The sequence below is a fragment of the Micromonospora sp. WMMD1102 genome (genome assembly GCF_029626265.1).
In the GTDB taxonomy this organism is placed as follows: domain Bacteria; phylum Actinomycetota; class Actinomycetes; order Mycobacteriales; family Micromonosporaceae; genus Plantactinospora.
On sequence record NZ_JARUBN010000001.1, the window covers coordinates 2903260 to 2929543 of the forward strand.

23 protein-coding genes and 4 pseudogenes are annotated in these 26284 nt (G+C 72.7%); 15 read left to right on the forward strand and 12 right to left on the reverse strand.

Translation table 11 applies throughout. The annotated features are described in order from the left end of the window. Positions 1-33 precede the first annotated feature (33 nt). The gene (locus O7626_RS12835) at positions 34-1023 is read left to right on the forward strand and encodes an alpha/beta fold hydrolase (RefSeq protein ID WP_278061399.1); all 990 of its coding nucleotides are present in this window, start codon (positions 34-36) and stop codon (positions 1021-1023) included. 183 nt (positions 1024-1206) lie between these two features. Here the strand turns inward: O7626_RS12835 and O7626_RS12840 are convergent, their stop codons facing one another. From O7626_RS12840 to O7626_RS12865, 6 genes and pseudogenes are all read right to left on the reverse strand, one after another. Further along, positions 1207-2286, reverse strand: a complete 1080-nt coding sequence (locus tag O7626_RS12840) for a Gfo/Idh/MocA family oxidoreductase (protein ID WP_278061400.1) — start codon at positions 2284-2286, stop codon at positions 1207-1209. 34 nt (positions 2287-2320) lie between these two features. Next, positions 2321-3082 carry a cupin domain-containing protein gene (locus O7626_RS12845; protein ID WP_278061401.1) on the reverse strand — a complete coding sequence of 254 codons (762 nt, stop codon included), beginning with the start codon at positions 3080-3082 and terminating at the stop codon, positions 2321-2323. After that, positions 3079-4005, reverse strand: a complete 927-nt coding sequence (locus O7626_RS12850) for a PmoA family protein (protein ID WP_278061402.1) — start codon at positions 4003-4005, stop codon at positions 3079-3081. Before O7626_RS12850 ends, O7626_RS12845 begins: the two co-directional genes overlap by 4 nt. A gap of 124 nt (positions 4006-4129) precedes the next feature. Then, positions 4130-4753, reverse strand: coding sequence for a TetR/AcrR family transcriptional regulator (locus O7626_RS12855; protein WP_278061403.1), 624 nt, complete (start codon positions 4751-4753; stop codon positions 4130-4132). 58 nt (positions 4754-4811) lie between these two features. Beyond that, entirely contained in the window at positions 4812-5129 is a 318-nt protein-coding gene (locus O7626_RS12860) for a multidrug efflux SMR transporter (protein WP_278061404.1), read from the reverse strand. 73 nt (positions 5130-5202) lie between these two features. Next, a pseudogene (locus tag O7626_RS12865) lies at positions 5203-5941 on the reverse strand (3-oxoacyl-ACP reductase family protein). A 223-nt stretch (positions 5942-6164) separates the two neighbouring features. Here O7626_RS12865 and O7626_RS12870 point away from each other — a divergent pair. Continuing rightward, complete coding sequence (locus tag O7626_RS12870) at positions 6165-7280, forward strand: LacI family DNA-binding transcriptional regulator (RefSeq protein WP_278061405.1); 1116 nt, start codon at positions 6165-6167, stop codon at positions 7278-7280. A gap of 10 nt (positions 7281-7290) precedes the next feature. On the opposite strand, the gene O7626_RS12875 is transcribed toward O7626_RS12870, so the two are convergent. From O7626_RS12875 to O7626_RS12885, 3 genes are all read right to left on the reverse strand, one after another. Next, positions 7291-8661 (reverse strand): NAD(P)/FAD-dependent oxidoreductase, encoded by a 1371-nt coding sequence (locus O7626_RS12875; RefSeq protein WP_278061406.1) that lies wholly within the window; start codon positions 8659-8661, stop codon positions 7291-7293. A gap of 33 nt (positions 8662-8694) precedes the next feature. Continuing rightward, entirely contained in the window at positions 8695-9027 is a 333-nt protein-coding gene (locus O7626_RS12880; protein ID WP_278061407.1) for a TcmI family type II polyketide cyclase, read from the reverse strand. Positions 9028-9270: 243 nt separating this feature from the next. Continuing rightward, positions 9271-10056: a BTAD domain-containing putative transcriptional regulator gene (locus tag O7626_RS12885; protein WP_278066139.1), complete on the reverse strand. Its 786-nt coding sequence runs from the start codon at positions 10054-10056 to the stop codon at positions 9271-9273. 568 nt (positions 10057-10624) lie between these two features. On the opposite strand from O7626_RS12885, the gene O7626_RS12890 reads away from it, so the two are divergent. From O7626_RS12890 to O7626_RS12940, 11 genes and pseudogenes are all read left to right on the forward strand, one after another. After that, entirely contained in the window at positions 10625-10969 is a 345-nt protein-coding gene (locus O7626_RS12890; protein ID WP_278061408.1) for a TcmI family type II polyketide cyclase, read from the forward strand. Continuing rightward, the gene (locus O7626_RS12895; protein WP_278061409.1) at positions 10966-12819 is read left to right on the forward strand and encodes an acetyl-CoA carboxylase carboxyltransferase subunit alpha; all 1854 of its coding nucleotides are present in this window, start codon (positions 10966-10968) and stop codon (positions 12817-12819) included. Before O7626_RS12890 ends, O7626_RS12895 begins: the two co-directional genes overlap by 4 nt. Beyond that, positions 12816-13571, forward strand: coding sequence for a biotin/lipoyl-containing protein (locus O7626_RS12900; RefSeq protein ID WP_278061410.1), 756 nt, complete (start codon positions 12816-12818; stop codon positions 13569-13571). The genes O7626_RS12895 and O7626_RS12900 overlap by 4 nt, the downstream gene beginning before the upstream one ends. 19 nt (positions 13572-13590) lie before the next feature. Continuing rightward, a pseudogene (locus O7626_RS12905) lies at positions 13591-14949 on the forward strand (acetyl-CoA carboxylase biotin carboxylase subunit); the annotation flags it as partial. Positions 14950-15242: 293 nt separating this feature from the next. Next, positions 15243-15977: pseudogene (locus O7626_RS12910) on the forward strand (SRPBCC family protein); the annotation flags it as partial. A 139-nt stretch (positions 15978-16116) separates the two neighbouring features. After that, a pseudogene (locus O7626_RS12915) lies at positions 16117-16494 on the forward strand (cupin domain-containing protein); the annotation flags it as partial. Between the two features lie 140 nt (positions 16495-16634). Then, a complete protein-coding gene (locus O7626_RS12920) occupies positions 16635-17906 on the forward strand; it encodes a beta-ketoacyl-[acyl-carrier-protein] synthase family protein (RefSeq protein ID WP_278061411.1) in 1272 nt (423 codons plus the stop codon). A gap of 65 nt (positions 17907-17971) precedes the next feature. Next, a complete protein-coding gene (locus O7626_RS12925; protein WP_278066140.1) occupies positions 17972-19186 on the forward strand; it encodes a beta-ketoacyl synthase N-terminal-like domain-containing protein in 1215 nt (404 codons plus the stop codon). Between the two features lie 45 nt (positions 19187-19231). Further along, entirely contained in the window at positions 19232-19582 is a 351-nt protein-coding gene (locus tag O7626_RS12930) for an antibiotic biosynthesis monooxygenase family protein (RefSeq protein ID WP_278061412.1), read from the forward strand. Positions 19583-19713: 131 nt separating this feature from the next. Next, positions 19714-21138 carry a BNR repeat-containing protein gene (locus O7626_RS12935; RefSeq protein WP_278061413.1) on the forward strand — a complete coding sequence of 475 codons (1425 nt, stop codon included), beginning with the start codon at positions 19714-19716 and terminating at the stop codon, positions 21136-21138. Between the two features lie 146 nt (positions 21139-21284). After that, the gene (locus tag O7626_RS12940) at positions 21285-22373 is read left to right on the forward strand and encodes a GDSL-type esterase/lipase family protein (RefSeq protein WP_278061414.1); all 1089 of its coding nucleotides are present in this window, start codon (positions 21285-21287) and stop codon (positions 22371-22373) included. Positions 22374-22616: 243 nt separating this feature from the next. Here O7626_RS12940 and O7626_RS12945 read toward each other — a convergent pair whose 3' ends face one another. Then, on the reverse strand, positions 22617-22868 hold the full coding sequence (locus O7626_RS12945; protein WP_278061415.1) for a hypothetical protein: 252 nt from the start codon (positions 22866-22868) through the stop codon (positions 22617-22619). Between the two features lie 85 nt (positions 22869-22953). Then, positions 22954-23277 carry a hypothetical protein gene (locus O7626_RS12950; RefSeq protein ID WP_278061416.1) on the reverse strand — a complete coding sequence of 108 codons (324 nt, stop codon included), beginning with the start codon at positions 23275-23277 and terminating at the stop codon, positions 22954-22956. A gap of 256 nt (positions 23278-23533) precedes the next feature. On the opposite strand from O7626_RS12950, the gene O7626_RS12955 reads away from it, so the two are divergent. After that, on the forward strand, positions 23534-24328 hold the full coding sequence (locus tag O7626_RS12955) for a helix-turn-helix transcriptional regulator (protein ID WP_278061417.1): 795 nt from the start codon (positions 23534-23536) through the stop codon (positions 24326-24328). Beyond that, positions 24319-24507: a DUF397 domain-containing protein gene (locus O7626_RS12960; RefSeq protein ID WP_278061418.1), complete on the forward strand. Its 189-nt coding sequence runs from the start codon at positions 24319-24321 to the stop codon at positions 24505-24507. Before O7626_RS12955 ends, O7626_RS12960 begins: the two co-directional genes overlap by 10 nt. Before the next feature lie 127 nt (positions 24508-24634). On the opposite strand, the gene O7626_RS12965 is transcribed toward O7626_RS12960, so the two are convergent. Then, a complete protein-coding gene (locus tag O7626_RS12965) occupies positions 24635-25873 on the reverse strand; it encodes a glycosyl hydrolase family 18 protein (RefSeq protein ID WP_278061419.1) in 1239 nt (412 codons plus the stop codon). Positions 25874-26284 lie beyond the last annotated feature (411 nt).

The following is a 26284-nucleotide window of genomic DNA, read 5'->3' on the forward strand; positions in this document are numbered from 1 at the left end:
CCCCGACAACCATCCATCGAGGAGTACGACGAGATGACCAGGATCGACACCCTGGACGTACCCGGCGCGACGCTGTACCACGAGGTGCGCGGCAGCGGCCCGGTCCTGCTGCTGATCTGCGGCGGCGTGTACGACGCCGCCGGGTACACCGCGTTGGCCGAGCTGCTCGCCGACCGGTACACGGTGGTGACCTACGACCGGCGCGGCAACTCGCGCAGTCCGCTGGACGGTCCGCCCCGTCCGCAGCGGATCGAGGCGCACGCCGACGACGCGTACCGGCTGCTCACCGCGCTGGGGGTGACACCGGCGGAGCCGGCGTACGTCTTCGGCAACAGTTCCGGAGCGATGATCGGCCTGGGCCTCGCCGCCCGGCACCCGGAGCTGGTCCGGGTGCTGGTCGCCCACGAGCCGCCGGTGTTCGAACTGCTGCCCGACCGGGATCACTGGCGTGCCTTGCTGCGCGACGTGGCGGCGGCCTTCGCCAAAGCGGGTGCCGAGGCGGCGAACCAGGTCCTCGCCGCCGCCTTCGCCGCCGAGACGCGGGCAGCGTCACCCACCGCCAACCGGCAACCGGGACCGGGGTCCGCCGCCGGCGGGTCCGCGCCGGGGGCCGTGGCCGGGTCGGCCGGGTCGGGGCCCGTGGCCGGACAGTCCGCGCCGGTTTCCGCCGTCGCCGCGCCGGAGCGCATTCCCGGCGGGGCGGAGGCTCCGGCCGGAGAGCCGGATCCGGAGACCGCCGCGATGCTCGCCCGGATCGGCCGGAACATGGAGTTCTTCGTCGGCTACGAGGTGCCGCCGTTCGGCGGTCACCTCCCGGACCTCGACGGCCTGCGCAACGGGTCCGTCCAGGTCCGGCCTGCGGTGGGCGAGGCGTCGACGGGACAACCGCCGTACCGGGCGGCCGTGGCGGTGGCCGAGCGGCTGGGCGAGCCGCCGGTGGTCTTCCCCGGCGACCACGGAGGATTCGGCGACCGGGCCGAAGCCTTCGCCGCCAGGTTGCACGAGGTACTTTCGGCAGGCTGAGCCGCAGCCGGGCTCGGTGGGCGCATCAGCGGGGCAGCTCGACAGTTGCCCTCGCGGAGTTGCCTGGTCCCGTCGAGCCCGGCCCGTCCGAACCAGCCGAGCCCGGCCCGTCCGAACCAGCCGAGCCCGGCCCGTCCGAACCAGTCGGTCCCGACGACACCGTCCGGTGTGTTCGGTGCCTACTCACCATCGCGGCCCGTCCCCCTGCATCCGCCGGTAGAAGGGCGAGTCCGCACCCAGCTCGTCCGGCCGGACCGGCCGGCGGGTGAAGGCCGACGCGTACACCCCGGCGACCAGTCGCATCGTGCGGCGGGCCTCCGCCGAGGTGACCGGGGGCGGGGTGCCGCCGCGCAGGCTCCGGAGCACCTCGGCGAACTGCGCCTGGTGACTGCTGCGGACTCCGGCCGGGCCGGTGCGCCAGGCGGCGAGCACCTGCTCGGCGTACTCGGGTGCCGGGGTGATCCGCCAGTCGTCGTCGCCGTAGCCGTACAGGTGGGTCAGTTCGACAGTGGCCCGTTCGAAGTCGAACCGCAGGTAGCTCTCCTCCCGCACCGAGACCAGACTGTTCACCACGCTGGCCACCGCGCCGTTGGCGAAGCTGACCTGGGCCATGCTCAGGTCCTCGGTCTCGGAGCGCCGGGCCTGCCGGCGGGCCAGGGCGGAGACCTCGGTCCAGTCGCCGAGCACCGCGCAGAGCAGGTCCATCTGGTGGATGCCGTGGCCCATCGTCGGGCCGCCGCCCTCGGTGGCCCAGCGCCCGCGCCACTCCACGTCGAAATAGGACTGCGGGCGGAACCAGGTGGTGTGGCAGACCGCCAGCAGCGGCCGGCCCAGCACGCCGGCGTCGAGCATGGCGCGCAGCCGCAGCGCGCCGGAGCCGAACCGGTGCTGGAAGACGGTGGCCAGAGCCGCCCCGTGCCGCCGCTCCGCCTCGGCCAGCTCGTCCAGCTCGCCGAGGTTCAGCGTCGGTGGCTTCTCGACCAGCACGTTGACGCCGGCTCGCAGGCAGCCGAGGGCCAGCTCGTGGTGCGAGCCGGGCGGGGTGCAGACGTGCACCAGCTCCGGGCGCTCCTTCGCCAGCAGGCTGGCCAGGTCGGGGTGCCGGGCCGGTACGTCGTACCGGTCGCAGAACGCCGACAGCCGGCCGGCGTCGGTGTCGACGGCACCGACCAGGCGTACCTCGTCGCCGAGCCGCCGCAGCGCCTCGGCGTGCAGGCCGGCGATGTTTCCGGTCCCGACCACGGCGGCGTGGATGGGTTCCACAACTGCTCCTTAGCGCGAGGGGTGCCGGGCGCGGTCAGTCACGCCGGGCGTGCGGCGGGTCGTACGGGGAGAGGAAGCCGCACATGCCGAGGGTCGTCTGTTCGGGTTGGACGATCCGGGTGACGGTGGCCTCGGCGAGGTGGCGGTGGTCGCCGCGCCGCAGGGCGTCGAGCTGCTCCCCGGTCTGCCGGCTCACCGCCGCCGCCCCCTGTTCCCAGCGGGCCTGCCAGGCGTCGAGTTGCGGGCGTACCAGGGCGGCGGCGGCCGCGTAGAAGTCGTCGAGCGCTCCCGTGTCCCCGGCGGCGTTGCGGCGGCGGAGTTCGGCGAAGCCCTCGATGGCGAGGTCGCGGCGGGCCCGCGCCCGCTCCGCCGAGGGCCGGCCGGAGCCGTCCGGCCCGGTCAGCGACACCGCCCGCCGGTACGTCGCCGGATCGGTGAGCTGCCCCGGCGGCAGGGTGAGCACGGCGTCGCCGGCCTCGGGCAGCCCGCTGTTCTGCATGACCACGACGACCTGGAGTGCCCCGTCGTCGTTCACCGCCCGGTGGATGGTGCCGGGGGTGAACCAGAGCACGTCGCCGGGGGCGAGTGTGGACTCCTCGAAGCCCTGTCGGGTGAGCGTCTGCAACCGCCCCCGGCCGCCGACCACGATGTAGCACTCGGTGCAGCACAGGTGCACGTGCGGCGTGCCGCCGTGCAGGCCGTCGTCGGTCTGCCAGGGATAGACCCGCAGGTTGGTGATGCCGACGGCACCGGGGAACGGCGGCGCCGGCGTGGAAAGGTCCCGGTCCTCGGTCACGGTGCGTGCTCCGCCGCGAACGCCTCGATCTCGCTCCGCTCCCAGGCCCGGTCGGCGAAGACCACCCGGTGTCGCAACCGCAGGCTCTCGTCGGGCGCGAGGACCACCTCCTCGTCGAAGGCGGGGGAGGGGTTGACGGCCGGGAACGGGGTGTTGCGGACGAACCACCTCAGCGGGACCGCCGCGCTGGAGGTGCCGGCGAAGACGAGTACGGTGCCGCCGCCGTCGACCTCGTCGTGCTCCCCGGTGTACGCCAGCCAGGGCGACCGCCGGCCCATCGTCTCCGGCCCGCCGCCACCGTCGGCGGTGATGATCCGGCCGTCCGTCCAGCCGCGCGGACCCCGCCAGAAGAACCCGGTGTAGCCGGCGTTCGGCCGGCCGTGCGTGGTCGGGCTGCCGACCCGGAGTTCCGCGCTCCGGGTGTTGCGCAGTTCGGTGCCGAAGTCCAGCATCCAGCTGCCGCGTCCGGGGTCCACCCCGTGGAACCGCAGCTCCCGCCGCTCGGCGACCCAGTGCTCGCCGGTGGAGGTGATCCAGGTCAGCGACTCGCGCAGGGTCAGCTCGGTCGGGGTCACGTCGACCAGGTCGAAGCCGTCGTGCCGCATCCGGCCGACGTTGTCCCGGGCGCGGTAGCCCTCGCCGTGCACGTACGAGTTGCCGCCCCAGAAGTTCTGCCCGGAGAGGTGCGAGATGGTCATCTGGAGCCCCTTGTGCCACCGGTGGTCGTTCGGCCGGTACGCCGAGACCAGGGCTCCGTCGAGGGTACGCAGCGGGTGCAGGTAGGGCTTGGGCCCCTCGAAGGCCGGCACCGGAGGGTCGTACGCGTAGGTCGCGATCTTCACACCGTTCGCGTCGACGACGACCCGACGGCCGTGCTCGTGGGTGACGATGATCCGCCCGGTGCCGTGGTCCCTGGAGGTCATGGAAGCGAGAAGGCCCTTCGGTGGCGTGATGGGTAACCGCTTTCCCGAGCTAACCCCGTTCCACCTGCAACGTCAAGATCCAGCTCGGCCCGAACTCCTCGGCCCGAACCCCCTCGGCCCGTCGTCAACCCCGGGCCGGGGCGGTCGAGGCCAGGATCTCGTCCCAGCCGGCGACCGCCGCCTCGGCGAGGGTGAGCAGCGTCTGCTCGGTCGCGCCGTCCCGAGCCCGCAGCGCCATGCCCAGGGAGAGCGCGTAGAAGAACTCCGCCGCCGCTCCGGTGTCGGTGCCGGCGGGCACGTCGCCGTCCCGTACCCCCTGGTCGAGCCGTGCCCTGAGCTGGGCGATGTCGGCCTGCCGGCACTCGGCCAGGAACACCCGCACCCCGTCGTTGCCGGCGCTGATCGTGGTTGCCGCCAGAGCCACCATGCAGCCGGTCGGGCGCCCCGGGTCCACATAGCTGCGCGCGTAGTGCCGGAACAGGGCGGTGAACGCCTCCCGGGTGGTGAGCAGGTCCCGCAGCACCTGCCGTGGGACCTGCCCCGCCATCTCGTCGTAGCGCGCCACCGCCTCCCGGAACAGCGCCTCCTTGCAGCCGAACGCGGCGTACAGGCTGGGGGAGTTGATGCCCATCGCGGTGGTCAGGTCGGTCATCGAGGCGCCCTCGTAGCCGTGCCGCCAGAACACCTCCATGGCCCGTTCCAGCGCCTCGGTGCGGTCGAACCCGCGCGGCCGACCCCGCCCGCCCACCGACCACCGTCCTTCCGCACCGCCGCGCGTCGCCGCCCGCCGGCCAGGTGTGCGGCCGTCAGGTCCCGGAGACCTTCAGCCCGACGATGCCGACCGCGATCAGCGCCACGAAGACCAGGCGGGCCGGGCTGAGGCTCTCACCGAGGGCGACGATACCGGCCAGGGTCACCCCGACCGCGCCGACACCCACCCAGACCGCGTAGCCGGTGCCAACCGGCAGGTCGCGCAGTGCCAGCGAGAGCAGTACGAAGCTGAGCAGCGCGGTGGAACAGGCCAGCAGGGAGGGCCAGAGCCGGGTGAAGCCCTCGGTCTGCTTGAGCGCCAGTGCCCAGACGACCTCCAGCAGCCCGGCGACGATCAGCAGCAGCCAGGCCATGACGCCCCGCCCACCTCGCTCGCCCCGCCCACCCGGCTGGCCCCGCTCCTCCCGCTCACGCCGCTCCTCCCGCTCATGCGGCGAAGCCGCCGTCCACGCTGATCGAGGTGCCGGTGATGTACCGGCCGCCCGGCCCGGCGAGGTGGCTCACCGTGGCCGCGATCTCGACCGGGTCCGCGTACCGGCCGAGCGCGATGTGACCGCGCTCGGCCTCCGCCGTCTCGCCGTCGGCCGGGTTCATCTCGGTGTCGGTCGACCCCGGGTGCACCACGTTTACGGTGATGCCCCGCCCGCCGAGGTCGCGGGCGAGCCCCCGGGTCAGGCCGACCAGCGCGCTCTTGCTCATCGCGTAGAGCGCGACCCCGGGGTACGGCACCCGCTCGGCGAGGCAGCTGCCGATGCTGATCACCCGCCCGCCGTCGGCCAGGTGCGGCACCGCCGCCCTGATCGCGACGTAGACACCCCGGACGTGTACCGCGAGGGTGTGGTCGAGGTCGCCCAGGGAAATCTCCTCGATCGGCCCGTACCGGAAGATGCCGGCGTTGTTGACCAGGATGTCGAGCCGGCCGAACTCGGCGGCGTTGCGCTGCACGGCGCCGGTGACCGCGTCCGGGTCGGTGTTGTCGGCGGCCAGTACCAGCCCGCGTCGGCCCAGCGGCGACGTCCCGGACGACGGCCTCGGCCCGCTGCTCCGCCCGCAGGTACGTCAGGGCCACGTCCGCGCCGTCCCGGGCCAGCGTGCAGGCGATCGCGGCACCGATGCCCCGACTTCCTCCGGTCACCAGCGCGACCTTGCCGGCGAGTGGTCCCATGACGTTTCCCCGTTTCTGTATCGATCGACACAATAATCGGATCGTATGGCACCCGGACCGGTCGGAGCAAGACGAGCCGGGAAGTCCGGGCCATCTGCCGCACCGTCCAGGCTCGAAAGTGCACTGTGAACTGATCCGGTCCAGCCCGGCGCGTGGAAACCAAGGCGAGCCGTCCTCCTCTTCTCCCGCGACTGCGGTGCGGCGGACCGGCGGTAGGGTGCGGATGCCGGGCGGGGTCGCCGGCCCGGACGCCACCGCCGACACCTTTCCCGGGGGCCGCCACATGACCAAGCGTTCGTCCGGCACCATCACCCTGATGGACGTGGCCCAGGAGGCCGGGGTGTCGGTGGCGACCGCGTCACGGGTGCTCAACGGCAACGGCGCCCGCCAGGTGCGGGCGGACCTGACGGACCGGGTGCTGGCCGCCGCGGCCGCGCTGGACTACTCCGCCAACGCGCCGGCCCAGGCAATGGCCCGGGGCCGTACGAACGTGGTCGGGCTGCTCGTCCACGACACCGCCGACCCGTTCTTCTCGTCCATCGCGGCCGGTGTGATGCGCGCCGCCGAACAGCACCGCAGCATCGTGATGATGTACAGCACCGGCCGGCCGGAGCGCGAACTCGACTACCTCGCGACCCTGCGCGGCCAGCGGCCCCGCGCCGTCATCGTGGCCGGCAGCCGGACCGCCGACCGGGCACTGCGGGACCGGCTCGGCACCCAGTTGCGCATCCTCGAGGAGGCGGGTGCCCGGGTCGCGCTGATCAGCCAGCACGTCCTGCCTGTCGACACGGTGCTGCTGGAGAACCGGGAAGGGGCGCGGCTGCTCGCCCGCCGGCTTGTCGAGCTGGGACACCGGCGGTTCGCCGTACTCGCCGGGCCACGGCACCTGCTCACCGCCCGGGACCGACTCGCCGGATTCCAGGCCGGACTCGCCGACCTCGGCGTCGGGATGTCACAGACGCAGGTGGCGTACGGCGACTTCACCCGGGACGGCGGCTACCTCACCATGCGCGACCTGCTGACCCGCGACCTGCGGGCCGGTTGCGTCTTCGCGGTCAACGACGTGATGGCGGTCGGTGCCATTTCGGCGCTGCGCGACCACGGGGTGCCGCTGCCCGGCGGGATGGCGGTGGCCGGCTTCGACGACATCGTGACGCTCCGGGACGTCACGCCGTCGCTCACCACGGTGCGGTTGCCGCTGGAGGAGGTCGGCGTGGCTGCGCTGGAACTCGTGATGCAGCCCCGCTCCGAGCGGCCCAGGCTGCGCCGGATCCGGGCCGAGGTGGTGGTCCGGGACAGCACCCCCGCCCTGGGCCGTGCCCAGGGATCAGCAGGCTGAGCCGGAGGCGTCAAGCTTTGACTTCGGTCCTCAGCTCCTCCGCGCCCCGGTAGTTGTACAGCTCGTCGACGAACCTGCGGCGCAGTGGCGGAAGCCGGCTGGTCACGCTGAAGTAGCCCCGGGCCGCCAGCATCGCCAACCGGCCGATGACCGGCTTGTAGATCGGGTCGTCCCCGTTGGTGCCGTTGGTCCGCAGCGAGTCGGCGACCCGGGCGAAGCCGTACCGGATCATCTCCGTCTCGTAGTCCGCGACGGCTCCGAGCAGCGGCTTGGCGCCGGCCGCCACCGCGACCAACTGGCGGTGCAGCAGTGCGGCGTCCCGCAGCGCGGTGTTCGCCCCGACTCCACGTCCCGGCGTCATGGTGTGGATGGCGTCGCCCAGCAGGGTCACGTTGCTGCTCGGCCAGGGGTCGACCGGTACCGACGTGGCGACCTTGATCGGGATGACACTGCCGGGGTCGCTGTGCCGGAGCAGCTCGCGCAGGTGCGGATGCCAGTTCCGGGTCAGCTTCCGGGCCACCTCGGCGAGCGGCTCGCCGCGCAGTCGCATCACGTCCGGCGGGAACCGGTCGGCGGCACTCCAGATGATCAGGTTGATGCAGTCCCGGGTGTTGTCGAAGAGCAGACCCGGCCACTGCCCGATCAGCCGGGCATCGGTGACGCCGACGCCGGGCTTGACCGAACCGCGCTGGTCCCACTTGAACTCCATCACGTGCAGTACGCCCATCACGCCGCCGGCACCGAAGATCAGCGAGATGCCCCGGTGCATCTCCTCGGTGAGCAGGCTCCGGGTCTGCGGGGTCAACGGGATCTTGCTGGCGATGTTGATGCTCCCGGCGTCCCGGACCTCGGCGTTCGGCAGGTGCTGGCGGCGTACCGCGGAGTGCGTACCGTCGGCACCGACCAGCAGGTCGCCGGTGGCGGTGCTGCCGTCGGCGAAGTGCGCGGTGACCCGGCCGTCGTCGGTTCGGGTGTAGTGCGTGAACGTCTTGCCGAAGTGCACCAGGTCGTCCATGCCGGTCAGCAGCACCTGGCGCAGGGTCATCCGGGAGACCGACTGGTCGATGCTGGTCGGGTCGGCCTCGGGGCGCAGCGCGAAGGAGGCGGTGCGGTGCAGCTGCTCGGTCAGCACGTTGAAGTACTGCGGCGCCCGGGCACAGGTGGCGAGGAACGTGGTGAACAGCTCCGGCGGCAGGCACTCGCGCAGCGCCCTACAGCCGGTCGGGTTGATCCCCACCCGGTAGCCGAGCAGGCCGTCGCCCCGGTCGCGGTAGCGCTCGTAGACGCTGACCCCGATGCCGGCCCGCCGAAGGCCGTGCGCCAGGCACATACCGCCGGTACCGGCACCGACGACGAGCACGTGCATTGGTCTGGTGGACATCGGACCCCTTCCGGCCGGGCTTGGTCGGTGGTACTATGCCGTCGTCTCCGGGCCGTCCCAGCGGTAGAAGCACCGCGCCATCGCGTCACGCGGCGAGCGCCAGGTCGGCGAGTACGGCGAGATGTAGGTACGCAGCCGCTCCGTCACGTCGACGAAGAGCGGATGCCGGTTGGCCTGCTCCAGCCGGGACGGAGCCGAGTCGTCGGTCTCCATCAGGTGCAGGCAGAGGTCGTCGAGCTGGTAGAGCGAGCGGTGCCGTACCCCGGTGACCGTGTGCAGGTCCGTGTTGTCGGACTCCGCGAGGATCTTGGCGATCTCATCCTCGGTACCTGGGACGATCCTGCCGACGATCAACACGCGATTCATCTCGTCTCCCCACTGGATAGTCGGGCCCGATCCGGTCCGTATCCGGACCGGGTCCGACCGGGTCCGGCGGGCGTCCGGACCCGGTGCGGCCCGGACAACCTTCCGGCCATCCGGTCGGGCTCGATCACCATGCCGGCAGTGACGTCACCATGCCGTCACCGCCGCCCGGGGTCGCTGTCCTCCTCCGGTGACGCCAGGTTGACGCCGCGGACGTCAGGGTGGCGAACGGGCTGGGACGGCGGGTCAGCGGCGGACCGGCATCGCCGGCAGGGACGGCCGGCCCGGGTACGCCTCGGCACGCGCCGCCGACGGGCGGGCACCCGGCCGGTGTGTCGCCGTGGGCCGGGGTATGGGTGCGAGCAGATCACTGAGCAGGGCACACATCGTCTCGGACGGCTCCAGTTGCAGCTCGCGGAGCAGCAGGTCCCGGTAGACGTAGAAGGCCTGTAGCGCCTCGTAGGCGTTGCCCTCGTCAAGGTGGATCTCGACGATCAGCCGGTGCGGCGTCTCCCGCAGCGGCTCGGCGCGGACCGCCTCGAGGGCGGCCTGCAACGCCTCGCCGTGCCGCCCGGCCCGCAGGTGACCCCGGGCGATGTCCTCCAGCATGTGCAGCCGGAGCTGGCGCAGCCGTTCACGTTCCAGCAGTACCCAGTCGTCGTACCAGCCGGGCAGCAGGTCGTGCCGGCCGGCGCCCCGGACCCGCGCCGCCCAGCGCGGGTCGCCGCCGTCGCGCACCCGCTCGGCGGCCCGGACGAGGTCGTCGATGTCCAGCCGTACCACCGGGTCGAGCCGGACCGTGTCCCCGCTGGTGAGCAGCGGACAACTACCCTCCTGACGCAACCGCCACAGCGCGGTGCGCAGCGAGGACATCGCCCGCTCCTCGGGGGTGTCCGGCCAGAGCAGACCGGCCAGGTGCGCCCGGGTCGCACCCGGGCGCAGCCCGACCAGCGCGATGATCCGTTGCAGTCCACGCGGCACTACCACCGGTATCCCGTCGTGCAGCAGGCTGAACCCGTCCAGCAGGAACAGCTGGACGGTGCGGCCGGACTGGTGCTCGGGCTGCTGGGCCGGTGTCCGGCGCCCGTCGTGCGGCGCGCTCTCCTCAGGAGTCACGGCCCCACCCTCCTGCACCCGGAACCCGTGTCCCGAGGTCCGCTCTGCCCGGACCGCCCCGTCCAGCTCGCCGATGCCGCTCCGCGCGCTCCGCCCGATCGGGCCGCTTGCACCGCAAAGTGTGACGAAGGTTATCAATCGCCGTTACGCTCGGTCAATCCGCCGGTCGGCATTCCGACGTACCCGTTCGGTTGCTGCCGCAGATGCTCTGAGCTGGGCATAAGGCGGTTGCGGCCGTTGCTCGGGGAGCGGATCAGGTGCCTCCTGACAGCTCGCGTGCGGGCATTCTGCCGCTCTGCCGTCACCGGAGCGTCACCGCGACAGGGGGACGGAGTACGCGATCGGGTGACACCGCGTTGACACCGGGTCGGCAGGGTGGTCACCAGTCGTTCGGACGAGTCGCAGTCGGGGGGAAGGCCCTTGTCGCGGCCCGGTACCGGTGTCACCCATCCGGAGCGCGGGAATCGCCCAGGGAGGCTGCACGATGGATCGCTCACTGATCGTCGCGAAGGTCGTACCGGCCGCCGAGGGACAGGTCGCACAGATCTTCGCCGAGTCGGACCGGACCGAGCTGCCCCGGCTGGTCGGCGTACGGCACCGCTCGCTGTACCGGCTGCACGACCTGTACGTACACCTGATCGAGACGGAGAGCCCGGGTTCCGCCGCGGTGGAGAACGCCCGCCGGCACCCCGAGTTCGTCCGGGTCAGCGAGCGGCTCGCCCCGCACGTCACGCCGTACCTGGCGAACTGGCGGGTGCCGGCGGACGCCATGGCACGCTGCTTCTACCGCTGGGACGCCCCCGCCGACCCGAGCGAGGTACGGCGATGACCGCCGGCACGTCCACCGGCACCGTCTCGCCCGGCCGGAGCGGGTACGCCGACCGTGGGTACGCCGACCTGGCCCAGCAGCCGTGGACCCGCTGCCGCTCCTGCCCGGCGCTGCTCTACCGCAAGCGACTGCGGCGCAACCTCGACGTCTGTCCCGAGTGCGGTGACCATCGCCGGCTGGACGCGCCCGAACGGATCGCCCAACTCGTCGACCGGGACACGTTCCGCCCGTTGCCCGGACCGGCGGCCCAGGTCGATCCGATCGGGTTCGTCGACTCGATGCCGTACCCGCAGCGGCTCGCCGCAGCCCGTGCGGCGACCGGCCTGGCCGAGGCGGTGCTCTGCGGTACGGCGACGATCGGCGGGCACGGCCTGGTGCTGGCCGTGATGGACTTCCGTTTTCTCGGCGGCAGCCTGGGCTCGGTCACCGGTGAGCTGATCACCCGGGCGGCCGAGCACGCCCTCGCCGAGCGCCGGCCGCTGCTCCTGGTCACCGCCTCCGGGGGCGCCCGGATGCAGGAGGGCGTACTCGCGCTGATGCAGATGGCCACCATCAGCCAGGCGATCGCCGCGCTGCGCGAGGCGGGGCTGCTGACCGTCAGCCTGGTCACCGATCCCACCTACGGCGGGGTGGCCGCCTCCTTCGCGACCTGCACCGACATCGTGCTGGCCGAGACCGGTTCCCGGCTCGGCTTCGCCGGTCCCCGGGTGATCCGGCAGACCATCCGGCAGGCGCTCCCGGCCGACTTCCAGACCACCGACTTCCTGCTCCGGCACGGCCAGGTCGACATGGTGGTGGAGCGGCGGGCACTACGCCCCAGGCTGCGCTGGCTGCTCTCCGCCGTCGCCCCGGCACCGGCCCGCCGGCCCGGAACGTCGTCGGCCGCGACCGGTCCGTCGTCGTCGCTGGTGTCGTCGTCGCTGGTGCCGTTGCCGTCGTCGCCGTCGTCGTCGCCGTCGCCGTCGCTGGTGCCGTCGCCGTTGCCGTCGCTGGTGGCGGTCGCGGTCGCGGCGGCGGTGCCGGATCCGAGCGACGCCTGGCAGGTCGTCCGGTCCGCCCGGCACGCCGGCCGGCCGACCACACTCGACTACCTGGCCGCCGCCTTCGACGGCTTCGTCGAGCTGCACGGCGACCGGCTCGGCGTCGACTGCCCGGCGATCGTCGCCGGACTGGCCCGGCTCGGCGACCGGTACGTCGCCGTGATCGGGCACCAGAAGGGACACCGGCCGAGGGAGCTGAGGTCCCGCAACTTCGGCATGGCCGGGCCGGCCGGCTACCGCAAGGCGATCCGGGTCATGCGGCTGGCGGCCAACCTGCGCCTGCCGGTGGTGACCCTGATCGACACCCCGGGCGCGTATCCGGGAGTGGAGGCGGAGCAGCACGGTCAGGCCGCCGCGATCGCCGAGAGCATCCTGGCGATGACCGGGCTGCCGACCCCGGTCGTATCGGTGATCATCGGCGAGGGTGGCAGCGGCGGCGCGCTCGCGCTGGCCGTGGCCGACCGGGTGCTGATGCTGCGCAACGCTGTCTACTCGGTGATCAGTCCCGAGGGCTGCGCCGCGATTCTCTGGAACGACCGGGCGGCGGTGCCCCGGGCCGCCGAAGCGCTCCGGCTCACCGCACCCGACCTGCTGCGGCTGGGAGTAGCCGACGAGATCGTCGCCGAACCGCCCGAGGGGGCACACCGCGATCCCGCGGGGGCGGCCCTGCTGCTCCGCCGCGCCCTGCTGGAGAACCTGGCGCCGCTGCTCGACGTACCCGCGGGGGAGCTGGTCCGGCGTCGCCGTCGGCGCTTCCGTCGGTACGGTGCGGCGGCCAGCGTGCTGCCGTCGGAAGCGGGCCCCGAGTGAGCGCCGCGTCGATCCCCGGACAGCCGGGTCCGGCGGGTCAGCCCGCCAAGGCGGTGGGCGGGGGGAAGAAGCCTGCCGAGGCGTCGGGCCGGGCGGAGAAGCCCGCCGAGGCGCTCAGCCGGGAGGAGCTTGCCGAGGCGTCGGGCCGGGCGGAGAAGCCCGCCGAGGCGCTCAGCCGGGAGGAGCTTGCCGAGGCGTCGGACCGGACGGAGAAGCCCGCCGAGGCGTTGGGCGGAGAGATGGAACTCGCCGAGCTGCGCCGGCAGGCGGGCCGGCTGCTGGCCGAGACGGCCGGGCCGGTACGTCGGATCCACCTGCGCCGGGGCGACACCGTGCTGGAGATCGAGTGGCACGTTCCGGCTGCTCCGGCCGAGCCGGCTGGCGCAGCCGGCCCCCCGCCGGCCGGCGCGTCCGGCCACTTCTCGACGGGCGCACCCGAGCACCTGCCGGCTGGCGCCGTCGCCCTTGCCGGCTCGGCCGGCTCCGGCGGCGCGCTGGGCGGCGGTGACGCGCGCCGGACGGTCCTCGCGCCGATGGTCGGCACCTACTACCAGGCCGCCGAGCCCGGCGGCGCCCCGTTCGTCGAGGTCGGCGACAAGGTGGAACCCGGCCAGGTGGTCGGCATCGTCGAGGCGATGAAGCTGATGAACGAGGTGGTCGCCGACCAGGGTGGCCGGGTCGCCGAGGTGCTCGTCCGGGACGGCGAGCCGGTCGAGTTCGGGCAGCCACTTGTCGCCCTGCTACCCGCGTGACTTCCAGGACGGTGCGGCGGTGTTCGAGAAGATCCTGATCGCCAATCGTGGCGAGATCGCGCTCCGGGTGGCCCGGGCCTGCCGGGAGCTGGGCGTACGGACCGTGGCGGTGTACTCGGTCGCGGACCGGGACTCGGCCGTCGTCCGGCTGGCCGACGAGGCGGTCTGCATCGGGCCGCCGGAGAGCCGGCAGAGCTACCGCAACGCCGCCGCGATCGTCGAGGCGGCCCGGCGGACCGGGGCGCAGGCCGTACACCCGGGTTATGGATTCCTCGCCGAGGATGCCGACTTCGCCGAGATCTGTGCCGACAACGGTCTCGTCTTCATCGGCCCGTCGCCGGAGGTGATGGCCGCGCTCGGCGACAAGGCACGGGCCCGGTCGCTGATGCGGGACGCCGGCCTGCCGTTGCCGGCCGGCAGCCTGGCCACCGTCGGTACGGCGGCCAGGGCACGGGAGATCGCCGACGAGATCGGATATCCCGTGATCATCAAGTGTGCGGCCGGTGGCGGCGGGCGCGGGATGACGGTGGTCCGCTCGGCCGACGAACTCGGGCCGGCGTACGAGCGGACCAGGATCGCCGCCCAGGCCGTCTTCGGCGACGACCGGGTCTACCTGGAGCGGTACCTCGTGCAGGCGCGGCACGTCGAGGTGCAGCTGCTCTGCGACGGGTACGGCAACGGCGTCCACCTGGGCACCCGGGACTGCTCGGTGCAGCGGCGGCACCAGAAGCTGGTCGAGGAGGGACCGGCACCCGGGCTGTCGGTCGGTACCCTCGACGCGCTCGCCAAGGCCGCGCTGCGTGGTGCGCTGCGGGCCGGCTACACCGGGGCGGCGACCTTCGAGTTCCTGGTCGACGAGGCCGAACGGTTCTCCTTCATGGAGGTCAACTGCCGGATCCAGGTCGAGCATCCGGTCACCGAGATGATCACCGGTGTGGATCTCGTGCACGAGCAGTTGCACATCGCGGCCGGGGTACCGCTGCGGTTGCGCCAGGCGGACGTCCGGATCGCGGGTGTCGCGGTGGAGTGCCGGGTCAACGTCGAGGACCCCGACCGGGGGTTCGCGCCGACCCCCGGTCGGCTGAGCCGGTTCTCCCCGCCGGGCGGGCCGTTCACCAGGGTCGACACGCACGGCTATCCCGGCTACCTGGTGGGCCCGTACTACGACTCGCTGCTGGCCAAGGTGGTGGTCTGGGCGCCCGACCGGGATCTGGCGCTCGGCCGGATGGAGCGGGCGCTGCACGAGTTCGACGTGGACGGGCCGGGGGTGCGGACCACGATCCCGTTCCTGCGCCGGGTCCTCGACGACGCCGGGTTCCGCAAGGGACGGTACTCGACCGGCCTGGTCGACCGGCTGCTCCGCGCCGCCGACACCCCGCCCGCGCCGACCGCTCCGGCCGCTCCGGCCGCTCCGGCCGCTCCGGCCGCTCCGGCCGCTCCGGCCGCGCCGGCCGCGCCGGCCGCGCCGGCCGCGCCGACCGCTCCGCCCGCGCCGACCGCGCCGGGCACTGCGCCCGTTCCGGCCGCCGTGGCGAGTCCGGCTAGTCCGGCCATATCGGCCGTCCCGACGGCGGCAATGGCTGCGTCGCCGGGTGGCCCACCCACTACCGCCAACCATTCGAGGAGGACCAGATGACCGTCAGGCACGAGGATCCGGCGTTGACCGGACCCATCCAGCGGGAGCCGGTTCCGTCACCGGCGACGGCGTCGGAGATCACCGCGATCCTGGTCCGGCACTGCGGACTGGACGCCGCCGCCGCGGACGCCGCGCCGGACGCCTCCCTGGAGGAACTCGGCATGGACTCGCTGGCGCTGCTCGAACTACAGGCGGTGGTGGCGGACCGCTACCGGGTCCAGCTTCCGGAGGAGGCGGGGCGACTCAGCATCGCGGAGATAGCCGAGCTGGTCGCCCGGCACGGGGAGCCGGTCGCCGCCGCCTCCGCCAGTGGGCCGGGCCGACCGGGTCACACCGAGAACAGCGTGCTGATCGCCGCCCCGTTGCCGCTGGTCTGGGACGTGACGAACGACGTCGCGGGCTGGACCGGGCTGTTCACCGAGTACCAGTCGGTCGAGATCATCGAGCGCGGCGGCGACACCGTACGGTTCCGGCTGACCATGTATCCCGACGAGAACGGGGTCACCTGGAGTTGGGTCAGCGAACGCACCGCCGATCCGGTGCGGCGCGAGGTGCGGGCGCATCGGGTGGAGACCGGGCCGTTCGAGTACATGCGGATCCACTGGCGCTATGCCGAGGTGCCGGGCGGTACCCGGATGACCTGGACCCAGGACTTCGAGATGCGACCGACGGCGCCGGTGACCACCGCCCAGATGACCGACCGGATCAACGCGAACAGCCGGATCCAGCTGGACATCATCCGGGACAAGATCGAGCGGATCGCCGCCGAACCGGCGGCGACGGACCCGACACAGGTACCGGCGCAGGCCGCGGTCCCGGCGCCGGTGCTGACGCCGACGCCGACGCCGACCCCGTCGCAGACGCAGACGCAGGCGCAGGCAGCGGTAGCCGGGACCGCCGGGGCCGACGATGAGTGAGCCGGGCCGCCGGTTGGTGGCCGCCCGCGACATCGCTCCGGACCGCCGTCGCGGTGCCGAGATCCGGGTACTGCTCGGTCCGCGCACCGTCGGCAGCGGGTCGGGTTTCATGGGGGTGGCGAACCTGGCTCCCGGCGAGCGGATCGCCGAGCACTACCACCCGTACAGCGAGGAGTTCCTCTACGTCGCGCGGGGCGCGATCGTGGTGGACCTGAACGACGAGCCGGTGCCGGTCGGGACCGGGGAGGCGCTGTACGTGGCCGTGAACGTGCGGCACCGGCTGCGCAACGTGGCCGACGTGCCCGCCGAGGTGATTTTCCAGCTAGGTCCGCTGGCCCCGCGCCCGGAACTCGGGCACGTCGACACCGAGCCGTCCGAGCTGGAATCCCCTGGCGCGCACCGGGCCGCCGAAGCGTCCCGCCCGGACCGGCCGGGCGGCGCACACCGCACGGACAGCGCGGACCGGGCGCAGGCGGCGGCGGTCGTGGCGGGCGGACCGGAGGCCGGGCCGTGAGCCGGCGCCGCAGCGTGGTGACCGGGATCGGGGTGGTCGCGCCCGGCGGCGCCACCCGGGACGAGTTCTGGGCGACCATCACCGCCGGTCGTACCGCGACCCGCCGGATCAGCTTCTTCGACCCGTCGCCGTTCCGGTCCCAGGTGGCCGCCGAGTGCGACTTCGACCCGGTCCGCGCCGGCCTCGGCGTCGCCGAGCGTCAGCGCGCCGACCGGTACGTCCAGTTCGCGCTGGCCGCGTCGATCGAGGCACTCGCGGACAGTGGTCTGGAGTTGACCGATCCGACGCGGGAGCGCACCGGAGTGGTGCTCGGCTCGGCGGTGGGCGGCACCATGCTGCTGGAACGGGAGTACGTGCAGGTGAGCGACTCCGGTGCGGACTGGCTGGTGGACCCGGACCGGGCGGGTCCGTTCCTCTACCAGGCGTTGATGCCGAGCAGTCTCGCCGCCGACGTCGCGTGCCGGCACGGGCTGCACGGCCCGGCCCAGGTGGTCTCCACCGGCTGCACCTCGGGCATCGACGCGATCGGCTACGGTCAGCAGCTCATCGCCGACGACGAGGCGGACGTGGTGCTGGCCGGCGCCTCGGACAGCCCGATCTCCCCGGTCACCGTCGCCTCGTTCGACGCGATCAAGGCGACGACTCCGGACAACGACGATCCGGCGCACGCCTCCCGGCCGTTCGACCGGGACCGGCACGGCTTCGTACTCGCCGAGGGGGCCGCCGTACTCGTCCTGGAGGAGGCGGCACACGCCCGGCGGCGCGGTGCGCGGGTCTACTGTGAGGCCGCCGGATACGCCAACCGGAGCAACGGCTACCACATGACCGGCCTGCGCCCCGACGGGGTGGAGATGGCGTTGGCCATCGACGACGCGATGGCGCAGGCCCGGTGTGACCCGTCGGACGTGTCGTACGTCAGCGCGCACGGCTCGGGCACCCGGCAGAACGACCGGCACGAGACGGCCGCCTTCAAGCGGGCTCTCGGCGCGGCGGCGTACCAGGTGCCGATCAGCTCGATCAAGTCCATGGTCGGGCACTCGCTCGGCGCGATCGGGGCGATCGAGATGGCGGCCTGCGCGCTGGCCATCGAGCACGGTGTGGTGCCGCCGACCGCCAACTGGGCCAACCGGGACGCCGAGTGCGACCTGGACTACACGCCGAACACCGCCCGGGAGCTGCCGGTGCGGGTGGCGCTCTCGGTCGGCAGCGGCTTCGGTGGCTTCCAGTCGGCCATGGTCTTCACCCGGTTCGGTGGGCCGAACCGGTGACCGGCGCGGCGGACGGCACCGCTACGCCGGCCGGCGGTGTCGCGGACGAGCCTCGGCGTCGGGCGGTGATCACCGGGATCGGCGTGGTCGCGCCGAGCGGGATCGGCGCGGAGGCGCACTGGAAGTGTGTGCTGGCCGGGGAGAACCGGATCGGCCGGATCACCCTCTTCGACCCCGAGCGCTATCCCTGCCGGCTGGCCGGTGAGGTGGCCGGCTTCGACGCGCTGCACTACGCCGACAACCGGCAGCTGGTGCAGACCGACAGGTGGACGCATCTCGGCTTCGCGGCGGCCCGGCTCGCTCTCGTCGACGCCGGCCTGCCGGAGACGGCGGAGGATCCCTACGGGTACGCGGTGACCCTGGCCAGTTCCTCCGGCGGCAACCTCTTCGGTCAGCGGGAACTGCAACGGCTCTGGCGTGGCCCGGCCCGGACCGTCGGGGTGTACCAGTCGATCGCCTGGTTCTATGCGGCGAGTGTGGGCCAGCTTTCGATCCGGCACCAGTTCAAGGGGCCGTGCGGGGTGTTGGCCGCCGAGTCCGCCGGTGGGCTGGACAGCCTGGCGCACGCGGTACGGATGATCCGGCGCGGTACTCCGGTGGTGCTGGCCGGCGGCACCGAGTGCCCGCTGAGCCCGTACGCGCTCACCTGCCAGCTGCGCGGTGGCCTGCTGAGCAGCTGTCCGGAGCCGGCGTCGGCGTACCGGCCGTTCGACGTGGCGGCCAGTGGCTACGTACCGGCCGAGGGTGGGGCGGTCTTTGTGGTGGAGGACCTGGCGCACGCCCGCGCCCGGGGGGTTCGCGGCTATGCCGAGGTGGCCGGCTGGGGGGCCAGTCACGACGCCCGGCACACCGGCCGGCTCGCCGCCGGGGACCCGGTGCAGTACGCCCGGGCGATGCGGCTTGCCCTGGACCGGGCCGGGGTCGATCCGGCCGAGGTCGACGTGGTCTTCCCGGACGCGCTCGGCGTGCCCCGCTACGACCGTACCGAGGCCGAGGCGCTGCGGGCGGTGTTCGGGGCGGGCCCGCCCCCGGTGACCACGCAGAAGCCGCTGACCGGGCGGGCGCACCAGGGCGGTTCGGCGCTGGACGTGGCGACCGCGCTGCTCGGCATCCGGCACGGGATGCTGCCGCCGACGGCCGGTCCGGACCGCCCGGCGCCCGGCTGCGAGCTGGACTTCGTCCGGGACTCCGGGCCGCGCCGGGTGGACGTGGCGCTGGTCGGGGCGCGCGGGTTCGACGGTTTCAACAGCGCCGTGGTGGTGCGGCGCGCCCCGGCGTAGGCCGGGGGTTCCGGCGTAGGCCGGGGGAGTGCAGAGGAGGACCGGATGTCGAAGGCCAGGGTGCTGTTCCTGATCAGGGTGCCACGCGAGCGCACCGAGGACTTCCTGAAGGCGTACGAGCAGATCCGTTACGAGGTCGCCGAGGGGGTGCCGGGGCACCTGGTGGACCAGGTCTGCCAGGCGTCGGGCGATCCCGAGCAGTGGGTGATCACCAGCGAGTGGGCGTCGCTTGCCGACTTCGAGGCGTGGGAACGCAGCCCGGGGCACCGGGAACTCGCGGCGCCGCTGCGCGCCTGCATCACCGAGGCCAGGTCGATCCGCTTCGTGGTCCGCGCGGAGACCTCGGCCCGCCGGGAGAGCTCGGCCCGCCGGGAGAGTTCGGTGGGTAGCCCCTGACGGCGACGCCCCTGCGGTGGGACGACCCGCGGCGGCTTTCAGATTGACAGCTGTGGATGTAACTTGAATCCGCCCAGCCTGCTCAGTCCGGGAGAACGCCGGGAGCGCCCGTGCCGCGAGGGAGAGAACTCATGCCCGTCCCGTCGTCCCGCCGGGCCGCGTTGGCGGCCTCCCTGGTCCTCGGCGTACTCGCCGGGATGGTGGTGCAACCCGGCCGGGCGGTCGCGGCGGCGCCCGGGGTGACCCGGCTCGGCGACACCCAGCTCGACTCCGCCGCGCTCTACTTCGTCTCCTACGACGGCCTGGTCAACAACAACTCCTACGGCGACGGCATCGTCAGCCACGCCGGCCACCAGTACGCCGCCTGGTACACCTCGACCCGGGACGCCGTACTGGCCCGCCGGCAACTGCCGTCCGGGCCGTGGCAGCTCCTCCGGTTGCCGCACCGGTTGAGCGTCGACGACTCGCACAACTCGATCGCGCTCGGCATCTCGCCGGGCGACGGTCGGCTGCACGTCGCGATGGACACCCACGACAGCGAGATCCACTACGTCAAATCCGAGGCCGGGTTGGTCTCCGCCCCCTGGTCGCGGAGCTGGGAGGCGGGCCGGTTCGGCGCGGTGCAGCGCAGCCTGGACTCCGTCGGGCTGGGCGCGATCACGTACCCGCAGTTCCGGACCGCCCCCGGCAACCGGCTCCAGCTCAGTTACCGGACCGGGCGCTCGGGCAACGGCACGAACGAACTCGCCGAGTACGACGGCTCCACCTGGCGCCGGCTCGGCCGATGGTCGTCGGCGACCGGCTCGTACAGCGCGAACGGCGCCACCAGCACCACCCGGAACATGTACCTGCACGGCCTCACCTACGGTCCCGGCGGCCGGCTGCACGCCGCGTTCACCTGGCGGGAGGGAAACTCGGCGGTCACCTGCAACAGCGGCGGGCTGACCAACCACGACACCGGCTACGTGCACAGTGACGACCAGGGCCGGACCTGGCGCGACAACGCCGGGACGCTGGTCGGCGCCACCAACTCGGGCAACCTGGTCTCGATCTCCAGTCCGGGGCTGGTGGTCGACCCGCTACCGCCGAACTACGGGCTGATCAACCAGGAGAGCCAGGACGTCGACTCGACCGGCTACCCGCACGTCGTGATCAGTTACGTACCCGGCCGGTTCACCTCCTGCGTAACCTCGTACGCCTCGGCGCGCCGGGCCAACGGCCGCGCCTTCCACCTGTTCCGCAACTCGTCGGGCGGGTGGCGCAAGGTCGAGCTTCCGGTGCCGTTGAACGCGACCGGCCGGTCCCAGATCGTGCTGGACGCCGCCGACAACGCCTACGTCGTGCTGCCGTACGGCCGGATCGTCGCCGCCAGCCGGGCGAGCGGCTACACGGACTGGACGCTCCGCTTCGACGGCGCCGGGCTGAACGCCTTCGGCGAGGTGATCGTGGACCGGACCCGGGTGGAGAGTGACAACGTTCTGTCCATCCTCTACCAGCGTGCCTCCACCGGCAGCACGCCCTCGCCGATCCGGGTGGTCGACTTCCGCCTCGGTTGACTACGTCGATGACGGCCGCTGGCCCGCTCGGCGCAGCTGACGGCGCGTTCGCCGCTCGGTCTCGCCCACGGTCGCCCGAGGACCGAAACCGGGACATTCAATGGAACCGATAGATACATGTGGATGTGCAGGAAGGTGGGTGGCCCATGTCGACGACCATGCGGCGGTGTGCCGGGGCGCTGCTGGCGGCCGTACTGGCGACCGTGGCCGTTCTGCTGCACACCGGACACCGGGTGGAGGCGGCGGCCGCCGTCCGGGTAATGCCGCTCGGCGACTCGATCACCGACGGCTTCAACGTGCCCGGCGGTTACCGGGTCGACCTGTGGCAGAAGGTGGTGGCCGGCGGCTACAGCGTCGACTTCGTCGGCTCGCTGACCAACGGGCCGGCCAGTCTCGGCGACCGCAACCACGAGGGCCACTCCGGCTGGCGGATCGACCAGCTCGACGCCAACATCGTCGGCTGGCTCAACACGTTCCAGCCGCGCACCATCCTGCTGCACATCGGCACCAACGACATCTTCCAGAACCGGGACCTGCCGAACGCTCCGAACCGGCTGGCCGCGCTGATCGACCGGATCACCGCCACCGCACCGGAGACGAAGATCTTCGTGGCGACGATCGTCCCGGCCGGCTCGGCGAGTACCGACGCCCAGGTGCGCAGCTTCAACGCCGCGATCCCGCAGATCGTGCAGACCCGGGCGAACGCCGGACGGCCGGTCTACCTGGTCAACATGTACAACGCGCTCACCGCCGCCGACCTGGCCGACGGGGTGCACCCGAACGCGACCGGCTACAGCAAGATGGCCACGACCTGGTACAACGCCCTGCAAGCGGTGCCCGGCAGCCTCACCGACGGCACCACCCCGACCCCAACCCCAACCCCGACCGTCACTCCCAGCACGCCGCCGACCACCGGCCCGACCAACCCGCCCACGAACCCGCCGGCCGGCTGCACCGCCACGGCCTCGCTCAACTCCTGGACCGGCGGTTTCGTCGCCACGGTCCGGGTCACCGCCGGCTCCGCCGGCACCACCGGGTGGACCGTCAGCGCCACCCTGCCGTCCGGTACGACGATCACCAACGCCTGGAACACCCAGCGCAGTGGCAGCAGTGGAGCCGTCGACTTCACGAACGTGAGCTACAACGGACGGATCGCCGCCGGGCAGTCGACGGAGTTCGGCTTCCAGGGCACCGGCAGCGCGGCCGGTCTCACGCCGAGCTGCGTCGCCCGCTGACCGCCCCCTGAGGCGCCGCACCGGGCCGACCGCCCCCGTTCGGCCCGTGTCGATCGCGACCGCTGGCGTCTCGACCCGACCCACCTGCCCCGGGCAGCGATCCCGGGGCAGGTGGGTCGTCGTCCGTCACGCGGTCACCGGATCGTCGGAATCCGCGAGGGTCGACGGACCGTCGGGATCCGCGAGGGTCGACGGACCGTCGAGATCCACACGATCATCCGTCTCTCGGTATCCGCGCGCGCCTCAACGGTCTGGCGGTATCCAGCCGAGGAATCGGGCGGTCAGCGCCGCCGGGTCGGCGTCCGGCTGGTCGGCCAGCGCGAGGGCGAGCCGGGCGGTCAGGTGCTCGCGCAGCCCGGCCGGGTTGCCGCGGTACATGGCGATCAGCACCAGCCGGGCCCGCCCGCACGGCCAGAGCGCTCCGCAGGCCCGGCACCGGAACAGCGGCCGGGTGTGGGTGTGCGCCCGGAATCCGCCGTACGGGCGCAACGTCACGTACCGCTCCGGCCCGGAAGGGCCTGCCGGCGTACCGTTCGCGGGTGTCGGACGCCGCCCGTCGTCGGCGCCGGGCGGCGCGGGCTCAGCTCGGGACGCGTCCGGCATGCCGCGTCCGCCCGGCCGCCGTCCCCGCCGCCGGCCAGCTGTTCCGGCCCGAGGTTCGCGCCGCCGGCCGCTGGTTGGCCGTCCGGCCCGGGACCGGCGGTACCACCACCAGCGCCACCGTCGACGCCCGGACCGGTTCCTGGTACGCCGCGCGGTCCAGCGGCGGCACCGTCGGCGCGTACGGCATCGGCACCAGTTCCGGCGAGTCGGGGCAGCGCCAGCGGTAGCCGCAGCGGCAGTACTGCCACAGCCGCCGCCAGTCCCGCCGATGCCGGGCTCTGATCCGTTGTGATCTTTTCACGTCGTCTCCTGTCGCCAGAATTGGAGACGGGGGCGGTGCGGTGGAACTTCCATTACCCCCCGACACCGCCCCCGTCGGCAACACCCGCCCGTCCTTTCAATTTACTTTCGCCTTTGCGGATCCGGACGGGTGCGCCCTCCTTCCACCCTGGACGACCAGGCCCTACCCTCGGTAGGCGCGTCGATGAATCGGGGTGCGGCCGGCAACCTGCCGGGAACCGCGCGCTCCGATCGGGGATCCTGGGGGAATCGTGGGAATGTCACCATTGGAATTCTTGCTCCACGAATTGCGCCGCCGTCGGGTGTCCGCCGGCCTGACCCAGACGGCACTCGGAGAACGGTTGCATTTCTCCGACACGCACGTGAGTGCGGTCGAGACCGGCAGCAAGCCGCTCAAGCCCGACTACCTGCGGGCGGTCGACGCCGAACTCGGCGCGGGCGGGCTGCTCGTCGAGATGTGGGAGGAGCTGGTCCGCGACGGCACCGCACCGGCCTGGTTCCGCGACTGGCTGGAGATCGAACGCCGCGCCCTCGCGCTCCGCTGGTTCGAAACCGCCTACGTGCCCGGCCTGCTACAGACCGAGGCGTACGCCCGCGCCACCCTGGCCGGCGAGCGGCTCACCCCGCACGAGGTGGACCAGCTCGTCGCCGCCCGGCTGGACCGGCAGGCCATCCTCACCAGGGAACGCCCGCCGATGATCATCGCCGTCCTCGACCAGGCGGTGATCGAGCGGGGCGCCGAGGAGGCCCGGCCGATGATGGCCGAGCAGCTGGCCCGGATCGTCGCCTGCGCGCAGTTGCCCAACGTGCAGCTCCAGGTGGTGCCGACCCGGGCCGGAATGTATCCCGGCTACGGCGGACCCTTCACCCTGGCCGACCTGCCGGAGAACCGGCGGGCGGGGCACGCGGACAACCAGCTCGCCGCGCGAATTGTCGACGGTGCCGACGAGATTGCTACCCTCGTCGGCAGGTGGGAGCGGATCCGGGGCTACGCGCTCCCGGTCGACCAGTCACTAGAGCTGATCAAGAAGGTAGCGACGTCATGGAGCTGACCGGCGCCCTCTGGCGCAAGAGCACCCGCAGCGGCAACAACGGTGGCAACTGCGTGGAGGTGGCGCGCAACCTGCCCGGGGTGGTCGGGGTGCGGGACAGCAAGGACCGGCAGGGCCCGGCGCTGGTGTTCGAGCCGGCGGCGTGGCGCGGTTTCGTCCGGAGCCTGCCGACGCGCTGACCACGGGCTCGCCGCTTCGCCCGACTACCCTGACCGGACGCTCCGAGTGCCCGAGCCGGACCAGCGCCAGCCGGATGCCATCCGGCCCGGCCGCTTGTGGCGACCGGGCCGGATGCGGTGCCCGGGATCAGGCCGGGAGTCGCCAGACCTGGTTGGCGCCGCCGAAGCAGTCCCAGATCTGTAGCCGGGTGCCGTCGACCGAGCTGTTGTCGGTGGCGTCCAGGCACTTGTTCGAGGTGGGGTTGCGCAGGGTCCCGTTGCTCTGCGCCTGCCAGACCTGCGCGCCGGTGCCGTTGCAGTCGTAGAGCTGCACCTTGGCGCCGTTCGCGGTCGAGGCGGCGGTGATGTCGGCGCACTTGCCGAGTGCGCGCAGCGTGCCGTCGGTGCCGACCGTCCAGCGCTGGGCGTTGCTGCCGTTGCAGGTGTAGAGCTGGATCGCCGCCCCGTTCGCGGTGGAGGCCGCCGCGACGTCGACGCACTTGCCGGCGATGCCGGTGATCTGGCCGGTCCGGCCGCTCGGCGGCGGGGTGCCGCCAGCGGTCACCGTGTCGTAGATTGCGCTGACCAGCGAGGTCGAGTTGTTGGTGTCCTGGGACAACTCCCAGTTCATCATGCCGCCGGCGTTGGCCATCGCCCACTGGGTCTTGCGCTTCACCGTCGGGATGCCGTTGTAGCACTGCTGTGCGCCGCCGGCCGTGGTGCAGTCCCGGTTGGCGTTGGCCGGGTCCATCGCGACAAGCGCCGAGTAGGTGTAGTAGCCGGGCCGGCTGTAGAAGGGTACGCCGAGCACCGCCTTGCCGGCCGGCAGGCCGCGCGCCTTCCAGCCGTTCACCGCGTTTATCGACCAGTCGTAGTTGGCGTGCGGGCTGCCGCCGTCGTACGCCATGATGTTCAGCCAGTCGACGTAGCCGAAGACGGCCGGCTGCACGCCGTTGACACTCCCGCCCTCGGAGACCACGGCGGCGGTGAGCAGCTTGCCCCGGCTGCGGAGCTGGCCGCTGAGTTGCTGCATCAGCGCGGTGAAGTTGTTCGCCGAGGTGCCGGGGTCCGGGTACTCCCAGTCCATGTCGACACCGTCCAGGTTGTACTGCGTCACGAAGCTGACCACGTTGTTCACGAAGGTGGTCCGGCTGGCGGCGTTGCCGGCCAGCGCCTCGAAGGCCGAGTCGTCCCCGTTGTTCCAGCCGCCGATCGCGATCGACACCTTGACGTTGCTGCTGTGCGCCCGCGACACCAGCGCGGAGAGCTTGCTCGGGTTCTCCACCGCCCGCAGCGTGCCGTTGGCGTTCGGCAGTACGAACGCGTAGTTGACGTGGGTCAGCTTGTCGTACTGGATGGCGTTGACGTCGCCGGCCCAGCTCGGCATAGCCGACGCTCTTGAAGTTGTTGGGCAGTACGACGGCTTCGGCGGGGGAGAGCGGCGCGAGCGCGACGGCCGTCCCGGTGGCGGCGGTGGCGAGTGCGAGCGCACCGGTGAACAACCTGGACCGGACGCGGGGGCGGCGTTCCGCCGGGGGTACCCGTTCGGCGCTCATGGTGGGTGACATCCACGTTCCCTTCTGTCGCAGACGCCTCAGCGGCCCGATTCGACCTGGGGGTGGGGTCGCCGCAGCGCCGGTGCGGCGGCAGCGGAAACTCCGGCGCCGGCACCGGGCGAAGCGGATCGGGATCGACGTCGCTGAGTTGCTGAAACATTAGGAAAGTTAACTAACAAAGTCAATGCGCTGTTCGGATGACCGGGAACGAGTGCGCGGTCCGCGGGCCTGCCCGTGGTGGG

Coding starts and splice junctions, on each gene's coding strand:
- O7626_RS12890 (WP_278061408.1), top strand. CDS start 10,625: ATGGATCGCTCACTGATCGTCGCGAAGGTCGTACCGGCCGCCGAGGGA.
- O7626_RS12870 (WP_278061405.1), top strand. CDS start 6,165: ATGCCGGGCGGGGTCGCCGGCCCGGACGCCACCGCCGACACCTTTCCC.
- O7626_RS12965 (WP_278061419.1), bottom strand. CDS start 25,873: ATGCCGAGCTGGGCCGGCGACGTCAACGCCATCCAGTACGACAAGCTG.
- O7626_RS12935 (WP_278061413.1), top strand. CDS start 19,714: ATGCCCGTCCCGTCGTCCCGCCGGGCCGCGTTGGCGGCCTCCCTGGTC.
- O7626_RS12860 (WP_278061404.1), bottom strand. CDS start 5,129: ATGGCCTGGCTGCTGCTGATCGTCGCCGGGCTGCTGGAGGTCGTCTGG.
- O7626_RS12940 (WP_278061414.1), top strand. CDS start 21,285: ATGTCGACGACCATGCGGCGGTGTGCCGGGGCGCTGCTGGCGGCCGTA.
- O7626_RS12930 (WP_278061412.1), top strand. CDS start 19,232: ATGTCGAAGGCCAGGGTGCTGTTCCTGATCAGGGTGCCACGCGAGCGC.
- O7626_RS12895 (WP_278061409.1), top strand. CDS start 10,966: ATGACCGCCGGCACGTCCACCGGCACCGTCTCGCCCGGCCGGAGCGGG.
- O7626_RS12955 (WP_278061417.1), top strand. CDS start 23,534: ATGTCACCATTGGAATTCTTGCTCCACGAATTGCGCCGCCGTCGGGTG.
- O7626_RS12835 (WP_278061399.1), top strand. CDS start 34: ATGACCAGGATCGACACCCTGGACGTACCCGGCGCGACGCTGTACCAC.
- O7626_RS12875 (WP_278061406.1), bottom strand. CDS start 8,661: ATGTCCACCAGACCAATGCACGTGCTCGTCGTCGGTGCCGGTACCGGC.
- O7626_RS12960 (WP_278061418.1), top strand. CDS start 24,319: ATGGAGCTGACCGGCGCCCTCTGGCGCAAGAGCACCCGCAGCGGCAAC.
- O7626_RS12850 (WP_278061402.1), bottom strand. CDS start 4,005: ATGACCTCCAGGGACCACGGCACCGGGCGGATCATCGTCACCCACGAG.
- O7626_RS12880 (WP_278061407.1), bottom strand. CDS start 9,027: ATGAATCGCGTGTTGATCGTCGGCAGGATCGTCCCAGGTACCGAGGAT.